10 protein-coding genes are annotated in these 11,780 nt (G+C 35.9%); 9 read left to right on the top strand and 1 reads right to left on the bottom strand.

Annotated features, from left to right (window positions below; translation table 11 throughout):
• Window positions 1–297 precede the first annotated feature (297 nt).
• From HZI73_RS15830 to HZI73_RS15800, 7 genes are all read left to right on the top strand, one after another.
• Complete coding sequence (locus HZI73_RS15830; protein WP_330619542.1) at window positions 298–1,266, top strand: ABC transporter permease; 969 nt, start codon at window positions 298–300, stop codon at window positions 1,264–1,266.
• 14 nt (window positions 1,267–1,280) lie between these two features.
• Window positions 1,281–2,192: a carbohydrate ABC transporter permease gene (locus HZI73_RS15825; protein WP_246552183.1), complete on the top strand. Its 912-nt coding sequence runs from the start codon at window positions 1,281–1,283 to the stop codon at window positions 2,190–2,192.
• 70 nt (window positions 2,193–2,262) lie between these two features.
• Window positions 2,263–3,774 (top strand): ABC transporter substrate-binding protein, encoded by a 1,512-nt coding sequence (locus HZI73_RS15820; protein WP_212694350.1) that lies wholly within the window; start codon window positions 2,263–2,265, stop codon window positions 3,772–3,774.
• A gap of 110 nt (window positions 3,775–3,884) precedes the next feature.
• Window positions 3,885–4,499, top strand: coding sequence for a YesL family protein (locus tag HZI73_RS15815; protein ID WP_212694349.1), 615 nt, complete (start codon window positions 3,885–3,887; stop codon window positions 4,497–4,499).
• 16 nt (window positions 4,500–4,515) lie between these two features.
• Entirely contained in the window at window positions 4,516–5,502 is a 987-nt protein-coding gene (locus HZI73_RS15810; RefSeq protein ID WP_212694348.1) for a glycoside hydrolase family 130 protein, read from the top strand.
• 353 nt (window positions 5,503–5,855) lie between these two features.
• The gene (locus HZI73_RS15805; protein WP_212694347.1) at window positions 5,856–7,883 is read left to right on the top strand and encodes a hydantoinase/oxoprolinase family protein; all 2,028 of its coding nucleotides are present in this window, start codon (window positions 5,856–5,858) and stop codon (window positions 7,881–7,883) included.
• A 30-nt stretch (window positions 7,884–7,913) separates the two neighbouring features.
• On the top strand, window positions 7,914–8,450 hold the full coding sequence (locus tag HZI73_RS15800; RefSeq protein ID WP_212694346.1) for a DUF2284 domain-containing protein: 537 nt from the start codon (window positions 7,914–7,916) through the stop codon (window positions 8,448–8,450).
• Between the two features lie 45 nt (window positions 8,451–8,495).
• Here the strand turns inward: HZI73_RS15800 and HZI73_RS15795 are convergent, their stop codons facing one another.
• Window positions 8,496–9,341: a helix-turn-helix domain-containing protein gene (locus HZI73_RS15795; RefSeq protein WP_212694345.1), complete on the bottom strand. Its 846-nt coding sequence runs from the start codon at window positions 9,339–9,341 to the stop codon at window positions 8,496–8,498.
• Between the two features lie 128 nt (window positions 9,342–9,469).
• Between HZI73_RS15795 and HZI73_RS15790 the strand changes: the two genes are divergently transcribed.
• Entirely contained in the window at window positions 9,470–10,612 is a 1,143-nt protein-coding gene (locus tag HZI73_RS15790; RefSeq protein ID WP_212694344.1) for a uroporphyrinogen decarboxylase family protein, read from the top strand.
• Window positions 10,613–10,720: 108 nt separating this feature from the next.
• Entirely contained in the window at window positions 10,721–11,734 is a 1,014-nt protein-coding gene (locus HZI73_RS15785) for a LacI family DNA-binding transcriptional regulator (RefSeq protein WP_212694343.1), read from the top strand.
• The last annotated feature ends 46 nt before the right edge of the window (window positions 11,735–11,780 follow it).

Here is an 11,780-nt window from a genome sequence, read left to right as displayed (position 1 = left end):
GTAGTTTTATTCAAAACGCTTAAGAAAAAAGAGTAAAAAATGTATATCGTTGTTAAATACCTACAAGTCTCTTAAAAGCTCATAGGGCAGGCATTTACTTGTAAAGGTTGAGTTTATAAGGATTAAGACACTATTTTTTTACTTAAAAAAGCAAAGAATATAAGGAAGACTTAACCAAAATATATAATAAAACCATAGAATATCATTTTTTTGTAGTAAAACTAAACAATTTAAACTAGTGATTATTGGATAAAGCTAATATAATATACACAAGACATAAAGAAAGACAGGTGGGTGATGATGGTAGTGAACGAGTTAAGTTACAAAAAGACTACCTTAAAAAAAAGAAGAAGTAATTTAAAGAAAAATTTAGCGCTTCTATTAATGATTCTTCCAGGAGCTGCATGGTTAATTATATTTAAGTATTTACCCATGTTTGGTATTGGTATTGCGTTTAAGGATTTTAGATTTTTCCCTGGTGGTTTTTTGAGTAGTTTTTTCAAAAGCGCTTGGGTTGGATTGGATAACTTCAAATTCCTTTTTGCATCAAGTGATGCCTATATTATTGTAAGAAATACAATTGGCTATAATACACTTTTTATTATTACTGGAACAGTACTTGCAGTGGCATTTGCTATTATGCTTAATGAAATGACATATAAAAAACTCAGTAAAATATACCAAACAAGTATGTTTTTCCCTTATTTCTTATCCTGGGTTATTGTGTCATACTTTGTTTTTACTTTTCTAAGTTTGGATAAAGGTATGATTAACAATTTATTAGTGTTTTTGGGCATGGATAAGGTATCGTGGTACTCAGAACCTGATAAATGGCCATTTTTCCTTGTGTTTATTAATAACTGGAAGAACTTAGGTTATAGCATTGTCTTTTACTTAGCTGCAATCTGCAGTATTGATAAAGCTTATTACGAATCAGCCATGTTAGATGGCGCCACCAAATGGCAGCGTATTAAACACATTACAATACCTCATTTAAAGCCACTCATTATCACATTGACGATTTTGTCTGTTGGTAGAATATTCAGTGCTGATTTTGGTTTATTCTATAATGTACCAAAAGAATCAGGTCCTTTATTTCCTGTAACCAACGTTATTGATACGTATGTCTATCGAAGCTTAATGAAATCAGGTGATATAGGTATGAGTACAGCAGCAGGGCTTTTCCAAGCTTCCGTTGGGTTTATTCTGATTCTATTAACCAATTACATCGTTAAAAAAGTCGATAAAGAGAATGGAATCTTTTAATGGAGGTGAAAAAAATGACAAAAAAGAGAAAAAGAAGTTTTCATGATATATCACGTAAATCCAACATAGCCATATCCATATTTTTTGGCATATTTTCACTGATGTGTGTTGTACCTTTTATCACCGTTATCATGTCTTCTATCACAGATGAAGCTGTACTACGCATTAATGGCTACTCATTATTTCCAGAGAAGTTTAATTTTGCAGCGTATAGATACATCATTGAAGCTGGTTCACAGATTATAAGATCCTTTGGTGTGTCGGTGTTTGTTACAATTGTTGGTACAATTTTTAGTGTAACCATTACAGCTTTTTATGCTTATGCTTTATCACGAAAGAGTTTTAGATATAAAAAGTTCTTCAATTACATGGCCGTTTTTACCATGTTATTTGGAGGAGGGCTTGTGCCAACTTATTTGATTGTGGCTCGAGTATTAGGTCTTAGTGATAGTATTTTAGCCCTTATTTTACCCATTGGGTTAAATGCATTTTATATTATTGTTATGCGTACTTTCTTTAAAACTGGTGTACCTGAATCCATAGTGGAAGCAGCGCAAATTGATGGTGCTGGCGAATTAAAAACTTTCTTTCGGATTGTATTGCCCATATCCCTACCATCCATTGCATCCATTGCTTTGTTTACTACATTAGGGTATTGGAATGATTGGTTTAGTGCGTTATTATATATTGATGCAGCAGATTTAACACCCATTCAGTATCTACTCATGAAAATTGAGCGACAAATGCAGTTCTTAATTCAGAATGCTCGCGATATGGGAATCAGTTCTGAAGAAGTGAGTAAATTACCTTCAGAAACATTACGGATGGCCATTGTTGTTATATCAACACTGCCTATCGCTTGTGCCTATCCATTTTTCCAAAAGTATTTTGTTACGGGACTTACAGTGGGTTCTGTGAAAGGTTAAATTCGGTATTAGTTGCTAATTAATAGCAATTTAATATAAATGTTAATTACAATCTAAGGGAGGAATTACAATGTTTAAAAAGAGATTAGCATTAATATTAGCATTAGTTTTTGTTGTGTCAACAATGTTAATGGGTTGTGGAGCAAAAAAAGACGATGATAAAGACCCATCAGACTCAACACCAAGTAGTAACACGGATCAGGATGATAAGAAAGAAAAGCCTGTTCAATTAACATGGTATACAATAGGAACCCCTCAAAACGATGCTGAGGTTGTTGAAGAAGAATTAAATAAATATTTACTTGAAAAAATCAATGCAACAATTGATATCAAAATGCTTGACTGGGGCGAGTATGACCCTAAAATGCAAGTAAAGATTGGTTCAGGAGAAAAATTTGATATTATGTTTAGTTCTTCTTGGGCAAATAACTTTGCAGCAAATGTATCAAAAGGTGCATTGCTTCCACTTGATGATTTACTAGATGAATACGGACAAGGTATTAAAGATAACCTACATCCTTTATTCTTAGAAGGTGCATCCATTGGTGGTGAAGTTTATGGATTGCCAACCAATAAAGAATTAGGATGGCAAGCAATGTGGATCATTAATAAAGATCTTGCAGATAAATACGATATGGATATTAGTAAAATTAATACGTTAGAGAGTCTAGAGCCTTATTTAGAAATCATTAAGGAAAATGAACCAGATGTTATTCCTTTAACATTAGATAAATTAGCAGCGCCATATATTCCTAACATTGATGATTTCTTAGGTGCATCACTACCATTTGGTATAAAATTTGATGATGCAGCTAAAATTGTTAATACTTATGAAACAGAAGAAGCAATGGGTATTTTTGAAACCATGCACAGATATTATGAAAAAGGTTATGTGCATCCAGACGCAGCTATCAACACAGTAGGTGACTATAATAAAGCTGGAAATTACTTTGTGACAAAAGCACATTATCAGCCATACGCTGAAATCATCTGGCATGATGGTGACTTTAGTAGTACAGAAATTGCAGTAATGCCTGTTCATGAGCCTTATGCAAACAATAGTTCTACACGTGGTGCAATGCAAGGGATATCCATAACATCTGAACATCCAGAAAAAGCGATGGAATTCTTAAACTTACTTTATACAGACGAATATGTGATTAACTTAATTATCTATGGAATTGAAGGCGTTCACTATAACAAAGTAAGTGAAACAAATCTTGCAAAAACAGAGCAAGCTAAAACAGCTTACCAATTCCCAGGTTTCTCAGTTGGTAACTCTTTCAACACTTATTCACTAGAAGGAACACCAGATGATAAGTGGGAGAAATTCGAAGAATTTAACAATTCATCCATTAATGCTCCATCCTTAGGCTTTACACCAGATTTATCATCAATCAAAACAACTATGTCAGCCATTACCAATGTGGCAGAAGAAGTTAACGCTTCTATCTACTTAGGAGCTGTTGATCCAGCAGAGTATGTACCAAAAGCGATTGAAAAATTTAAAGCAGCAGGTATTGATGATGCCATTGCAGAATTACAAAAGCAATATGACGAGTGGCTTAAATCTCAAGAATAGAGCTATTGTGATTAAAGAATAATAAGAGTAGAAAAAAACAACTTAAAGCTGCTATGATCATAGTAGCTTTAAGTTCATGTTTGATACTTTGAAAAAGAGGTGTGTAGGCTATGGGGAAATTGTTTTCAATCGATGGTTTATTATATCGAATAGGTACCATCATTATTGATTTGTTTTACATGAACTTATTATGGACCCTGTTTACCATAATGGGATTAGGCATAACAGGTGGGGCATCCACATCGGCACTGTTTCATGTGATGCTTAGACGAGCCGAGAATAAGGGCAATTGTAATTTTAGAGAATTCTGGTATGGATTCAAGAAAGATTTCAAAAGGGCAACCATTGTGTGGCTCATTCTTCTATCCGTTTTTGCTATTACCTATGTCAATATTAACTATATACCTTTTTTTCAAAGTATAATAGGGAATGCCTATATAACAATGCTTCTTTTTATTGTTCAACTCCTTATTATGGTTGAATTGCTGGTTCTGTTCATTTATATATTTGGTATAATTAATCGTCAGACTATACCAGTGGCTCAAGTATTCAAGAAAGCATTTATCATTAGCCATAAACATTTACTCACCACTTTAACATGTATTGCGCTTTTAATCGTTGTTATGATTGGCATATTTCACGTACCTATTTTATTAGCTGCGGGTATAAGCGGTTATGCCATGTTAACATCATTAATTATAAAAGATAAAATTAGATTAAGCTAAAGGAGAACAAGATGACATGGGAAAATACAAAATAATTGGCGAACCACTAAAAAATATACCATGGGAAGAGAAACCATCAGGGAATCATGACGTTATTTGGCGTTCAGATATGAATCCTATCATTAAAAGAGATTTATTACCCACATCCAATAGTATCTTTAACAGTGCCGTTGTGCCTTACAAAGATGGTTTTGCAGGCGTATTCCGATGTGATGATAAGAGAAGAGAAATGAGAATCCATGCCGGATTTAGTGATGATGGCGTTCATTGGAACATTAATCCAGAACCCATTTCATTTGACTGTGATATAGAGCAAGTGAAAACATTTGAATATGCCTATGACCCAAGAGTTGTATGGATTGAAGACCGTTATTACGTCACATGGTGTAATGGATTCCATGGACCAACCATCGGCATTGCATATACTTATGATTTCAAAACTTTTCATCAGTTAGAAAATGCTTTTTTACCCTTTAATCGAAACGGTGTCCTTTTTCCTAAGAAAATTGATGGTCATTTTGCCATGCTCAGTCGACCTAGTGATACAGGGCATACACCATTTGGAGATATTTTCTATAGCGAAAGTCCTGATTTAGAATTCTGGGGAAGACATCGTCATGTGATGGCACCAAGAGGCTGGTGGCAGAGTACAAAGATTGGTGCAGGGCCTGTACCTATTGAAACCTCCGAAGGATGGCTGTTAATTTATCATGGTGTACTCACTTCATGTAACGGTTATGTGTACCATTTTGGAGCTGCTTTACTCGATTTGGAGAAACCATGGAAGGTGATTGCAAGAACAGAGCCATACTTATTAGCACCAAGAGAACTGTATGAGTGTGTAGGTGATGTGCCTAATGTGGTGTTCCCATGTGCAGCCTTAACGGATAGTGAGACAGGAAGAATTGCTATTTATTATGGTGGGGCTGATACAGTAACATGTTTAGCGTACGCACAGGTTGATGAATTAATTGATTTTATAAAGAATAATTCAAAATTATAGGAAAAAATATATCAAGGATTTCGTTTAGCTAACATTAAACGAAATCCTTTTTTAATCGACTATATTTTTCTATACCATTATAGGCAAGAATATTTCTTTATAAAGTGAATTCTCTATTGTTCAAGTAAAAAGTTCTACCTATAAGTCAGTTTTATAACATTGAATGAGAAATGACATAACTGAGAGATGGAACCTTTTGAAAGATTTTTATACAGAATATAGATGGATTACAAAAGGGCGCAATAATCTTCCAAATTTAGCAAAATTGTGATAGATAAAGCGTTACAGATGTTCTATAATAATATAAATTAGTAATAGTGCATGGACAAGAATGATTTTTGGAGGAAAGTTCTATGGGTGTAATAGTAGGTATTGATACAGGTGGAACATTCACAGATGGTGTACTGTTTGATAACGCCGCCAACACAATTATAAAGGCAGCAAAGACCCCCACAACACATGAAAATCTGATGCAATGCATCATCAACATCATGAATAAGCTTGAATTAGGCAAGGAAGATGATATTGAAATCGTTTCACTGTCCACAACGCTAGTGACTAATGCGTGTGTTGAGGGGAAAGGTATACGCAGCAAACTGGTCTTGATAGGTGCCAATAGGGATACAGTGAAGAAATATGGCTGTGAATACGGTATGCCTAATGATGATGAGATTCTGTTCGTTGATGGCGAGATAGGTATGGGCGGGGAGTTGATCAAGGAACCAGATTGGAATCGTTTTAAAGAACAGCTTATGGAGGATCATGGTGATGTACAGGCATATGCTGTTGTTCAGATGTGGGGGATGGTGAACCCGTCACTGGAGTTAAAAGCTAAAGAGATTATTAGAACAGTGACAGCTAAGCCCGTCATATGTGGTCATGAGCTTTCGTCTAAGCTGAATTTCATGAGAAGGGCAGCCAGTTGTCTTATAAACAGCCAGATAACACCATTGTTTCAAGCTTTTCTTAATTCTGTTGAAGAAGCGCTTGCCACATTTGGAATTCATGCACCACTGGTCATCGTCCGTAGTGATGCAGGTGTTATGTCTTCGGATTATGCTAAACATAAACCGGTTGAAACAATGCTTTCAGGTCCTGCTGCAAGTATATGGGGTGCTCTGTCACTGACAGATGCAAATGAAGGCATTGTTGTTGATATTGGTGGAACAACCAGTGACATCGCAATCCTTCAGAACCGTTCTGTAAAGATTTCAGACCAAGGTGCCACAGTAGGCGATTATAAAACTGCTACACCATCTGTCAACCTAAAGGCTGTCGGTATCGGTGGTGATAGTGAAATTCAAGTGAACGCCCATGGTGAATTGGAAATTGGACCAAGGAGAGTCACACCCCTTTGTGCCCTTGCTGAAGCGTATCCATATGTAACAGAACGGTTGAAGGAAATTATGCAGTCCGAAGGGAAGGGAAGCCAATGCCTTGGTACCTTCTACCGTATTAAAAATCATGTAGATATTAAGGCATATACAGGTCAACTCAGCAACAATGATCGAAAGATTCTTGCTGTGCTGGATGAATCCCCAAAAGATTTGGGGATGATTTGTGAAGAAACGGGCTTGTCCAGATATGCGTTTACCATGTATGATTTAATGAGCAGTGGACTAGTGGAAAAAAGTGGTCTGACACCAACAGATATCATGCATATTAACGGTGATTTCACCAGGTGGAATCGTGAAGCATCAAGGTACGCAGTTGCTCAGTTTGCAGCACAATATAATTTTGATTCGGATACATTGGGAGAAAAGATATTGGATGAAACGGGTTATCAGATATATAAAAACATTATCTCTTTTCTTGTTGAGCATCAGAAGCTTCAGTTCGAGTTAAACGATACACTTTTGCGATATGCTTATCAGGAGCCAACTGGCATATTTTCCTTAAACATGGATTCACATTTGCCGGTCATTGGTATAGGAGCACCAGCCAGTGTACTGCTTCCAAGGGTGGCTAAAAGTCTGAACACCAGGTTCATTTGCCCTGAGTATGCACAGACAGCCAATGCAGTAGGTGCTGCCATGGGTGAGATTTCTGTACATGTACATGTCAAGATAGTCCCATACAAAGATATGCATGGCTCAAAGTGTTTCAAAGTAATAGGGATGAATGACAATAAGGATTTTGATGGCTTTGATGAAGCGGAAAGTTACGCCCTTTCACTTGCCATCCAATCAGCAGAAGAAGAGGCACGAAAAAGGGGGGCTCATAAGTTCGATATCACCTACAACAAGGATGATTTACTTATTGCTGGGTCAAAGGATAACAACGAAAAGGATGATGACATAGATGAATCGCCTGGGTTATTAGTAGAATCCGTCATCAATGTCTATGCCAAGTCAAGCCTTCATCACTATGGCATAGCGTAAAAGAAAGGACATCCAATTATGATAGAATATGTGAAAGGAAAAGAACAGAAAGAGAAGCATATGTTCATTAGAGAAATAGAGCAAGAAGCTATTGTAACCGAACCATCGTTGAGAAATCTGTGCAAAAGTAATCAATGTGGTAATTATAATACGAACTGGATGTGCCCGCCTGGTATAGGGACCTACGAGGAAGTGATTAACAGGTTACGCTCTTGTAAAGATGGTATCATATTGCTGATGGTCTACCAACTTGAAGATTCTTTTGATCTTGAGGGCATGAACAAAGCTTTTAGTCTGTTTAGAGGGAAGCTGGATGAATTGATTGAAGACATTACCCTCCATATACCAAGGGAGGAGCTTTTGTGTCTTGGGGGTGGCAGGTGTAAAATCTGTGATACCTGTACCTTTGCAAGTGGTGAACCTTGTAGATATCCCCATGAGGCAATTGCATCCGTTTCCGGGTATTGCATTGATGTCAATTCCACAGTGACGAATGCTGGGTTGAACTATAACAACGGACCTAATACGGTAACCAATATTGGGTTAATTCTTAAAAGGCCTGTGTGACAGTAATGTCATGAGGCCTGTTGTTTTTTAGTAGGAAAGATTTTATTATGTATGAAACATTCTTTTATTCTTTTCTCTAAACTCTTTTGGCGCACACGCATTTTTCTTTTTAAATAAAGCATAACAGTAGGAAACATTATGAAAACCCACTTCATAAATGATATCCAATATATCCATATTTGTGGAAAGTAATAAGGTTTCCATCCTTTCTAATTTTAGCTGATTAATCCATTGTACGGGTGTTAAACCATAGTGCTTTTTCATTTGTCTGGTTAGATGTTCTTGGGATTTTTTGGACAGTTCTATAAAACGAGGCAGTCCTTCTAAAAGATTTTCTTGCTTTTCCATCTCTTTTTTAGCACCATATAGCCACCTAGGGATAATCGTATGATGTTGACTGTTTACATAAGAGGTGGTGTATAAATAAATATAATCGTAAATAATGCTGTGAAAAGCGTAATGCTGCATAGCTTGAGGCAATTGTTTTATTTTAGATAATTTAGTGTACAGGCTTGTCCATTGGTAATCATATGACTGAAAATATGGCAGGGCTTTATGTTGATTGTCTATGCGTTTTTTTAAGAAGAATTGTTTGCAGGTATCATCAAGTCTTGAAAAATAGAAGGCAAGGTTGGTGATGATTGCATCTTTATTTTTTTTGGCCGAAAACCCATGAACATCCTCAGGATAGATAAATTGAATGGAACCACTTGGTATTTCATATTTTTCACCGTTTATTTCATGTACAAAAATGCCTTTTTCTACAAACACAATTTCAGCAAAATCGTGTGTATGGAGGGGGCTCATAATATCAGAATAAAATAAAGACCTAGCAATATAAAATACTTCATTTTGTTTTAGGAAATCTTTTAAATTCAATAAAGATGTCATAAATCACTCACCTCTTAAAATACTATGTGAAATCAATATAACATAATAATTATCAATATGCAATGAGAAAAATATCATGCAAACTGATATGATAGTCATAACACATTAAATATGTTTAGGAGGCTATTATGGCAGGAAGAATAACAGATCATAACAACAGAAATTTAGCTCAACTACATGAAGACGTTGTATTTGGCAGAGCTAACGGGCAAGTTATCTGGCAGCCACGTATTCAATGCTGGTTAACAGATAAACAATTTGCAGGTGAGAAATTACCAGAGCCATACGAAGGTAAAACAAAACCAGAAATATTTAAAGAATTAGGGTGTTCAGCAAGGATATATGAGTATAATGGATGTTTTTATCCCATTGATGGACCCAACATAAAACGCTATGTGAACCAATTAAGTGATTTATTAACAGAGCATGTGATTGAAACACCTGTAGGTAAAGTAACATGTGTGACAGAAAAAACAATATCCAGTCCTCATGAACTTAGAAAAAAGTGGTGGGCAGAGACAAAAGAAGATATAAAAGTTTTTACCTATATTGCGGAAAATAGCGAGTGGGGATGGAATGAGGAGCACTTTCAAAAGACAATGAAAGAGTGGGGAAACCTTGGCGCACCAACTGTCTTTATACCAAGGGTAAATGTTCAACACCTATACATCGATATAATGGGCGTTGAAAAAGCCGTATATGGTCTGATGGATTATCAAGAAGAGATTGAGACATATTTTAAAGCTTTAGGGGATAATCATAAGCGTATGATTGACGTGATTAATCAATCACCCATTAATATCATTAACTTTGGCGATAACTTACATTGTGGTACCTTGCCACCTTATTATTTTGAAAAATATGTACAACCAGCTTATATTGAACGATGTGAGCAGCTCCATGCAGGTGGAAACTTTGTATACGCTCATTGGGATGGAGATACGAAAGCCTTATTACCTTATGCAAAAACATGTGGCTTAGATGGTATTGAAGCCATAACCCCTAAACCACAAGGGGATGTGACAATAGAAGAGGTAAAAGAAGCCTTAGGTGATGATATCTACTTAGTTGATGGAATAGCAGCGGTTTTATTTGATGATATTTTTCCAGAGGAACAGTTGATTCAACAAACAGAAGAAATTATCAAATTGTTTAAGGATAAACTGGTTCTTGGTATTTCTGATGAAATTTCATCTACAGGTGATATTGAACGCATCAAAACAGTTGGTAAAATCGTTGATGATTACAATGCTTCTCTTGCTGTAAAATAGACACGCTATGCGTAAAAAAATATACTAACCAATTGACAAATACGTTTCTTTCTTCTATAATTAATACGTATTAATTATAGTAAAATGGATAAGAGTAGAGGTGGGTCTGTGAGAGGCAAAAAAGTCACTAGTCGAGATGTGGCACTTAAAGCAGGGGTGTCTCAAACGGCTGTTTCTATGATTTTGAATGAAAGAAAAGATGTATCCTTTAAGAAAGAAACGGTCGATTTGGTTTTGAAAACTGCACGAGAACTTAACTATCAGCCTAATTTGCAAGCTAGGAACATGAAACTCAATCGAGCGAATTCCATTGGCTTTCTATCTTCGTGGCGGCCAACAACATTTGTGTATGCGCCAGTTATGGAAAGTTTACAAGCTATTTGCTCCCATAAAAATTACAGTATCACCCTGTGTGCTGGTAAAAAGAATAATCAAGGGTTACCCGATTTCATTGAATATTATCTTCAAAATAGGATCGATGCTTTGGTTTATATAGCCTATATACACGAAGACATATCCGAGACTATTGATTTATTAAAAAAACATGGTGTACCTTTTGTGTGTATCATAGGTGGTATGGATATACAAGAAGTGGATGCTGTGACGGTTAACTTATTCCAAGGTGCCTATATCTCTACAGAGCATTTAATAAAAAAGGGTTACAAAAATATCTTGTACATTGAACCTTATGGGGAGCTAAATCGTGGCGAGAAGCAAAGAGTTGAAGGCTATAAACAGGCATTAAAGGATTACCATATGTCCAATCAAAAAATAATCAAAATAAGCCATCCAGATGATGCTTTGGAAGATATCATGCAGGCATTAAAAGGCAATACGTGTGATGGTATAGTCGCTAGCCACATATACTTTGGTTATTTAGCCATTAAAGGGGCAGGTATGTTGCATATGCATGTTCCCAAAGACCTAGGCATCATAAGTTGTGACCATGATACCTACGCGCCTTATATAGCAGTTCCTATAACCACAGCAGATGTGCCTTTATATGAAATGGGTGAGCAAGCAGGAAAAATTTTATTTGATAAGTTAGAAAATAAAGAGAAGCAATGTATAAAGATAGAAATACCATCCACATTATCCATTAGACAATCCACATCAAGGTAGTTATTTTTTACCCATTTATTAATACGTATTAATAGCTATATTGCAT

The organism is Vallitalea pronyensis, assembly GCF_018141445.1.
Taxonomy (GTDB): domain Bacteria; phylum Bacillota; class Clostridia; order Lachnospirales; family Vallitaleaceae; genus Vallitalea; species Vallitalea pronyensis.
The sequence above is the reverse complement of the archived record's forward strand: the minus strand, read 5'-3'. Positions and strand labels throughout refer to the sequence as shown.

Coding starts and splice junctions, on each gene's coding strand:
- HZI73_RS15815 (WP_212694349.1), top strand. CDS start 3,885: ATGGGGAAATTGTTTTCAATCGATGGTTTATTATATCGAATAGGTACC.
- HZI73_RS15830 (WP_330619542.1), top strand. CDS start 298: ATGATGGTAGTGAACGAGTTAAGTTACAAAAAGACTACCTTAAAAAAA.
- HZI73_RS15810 (WP_212694348.1), top strand. CDS start 4,516: ATGGGAAAATACAAAATAATTGGCGAACCACTAAAAAATATACCATGG.
- HZI73_RS15795 (WP_212694345.1), bottom strand. CDS start 9,341: ATGACATCTTTATTGAATTTAAAAGATTTCCTAAAACAAAATGAAGTA.
- HZI73_RS15790 (WP_212694344.1), top strand. CDS start 9,470: ATGGCAGGAAGAATAACAGATCATAACAACAGAAATTTAGCTCAACTA.
- HZI73_RS15805 (WP_212694347.1), top strand. CDS start 5,856: ATGGGTGTAATAGTAGGTATTGATACAGGTGGAACATTCACAGATGGT.
- HZI73_RS15825 (WP_246552183.1), top strand. CDS start 1,281: ATGACAAAAAAGAGAAAAAGAAGTTTTCATGATATATCACGTAAATCC.
- HZI73_RS15820 (WP_212694350.1), top strand. CDS start 2,263: ATGTTTAAAAAGAGATTAGCATTAATATTAGCATTAGTTTTTGTTGTG.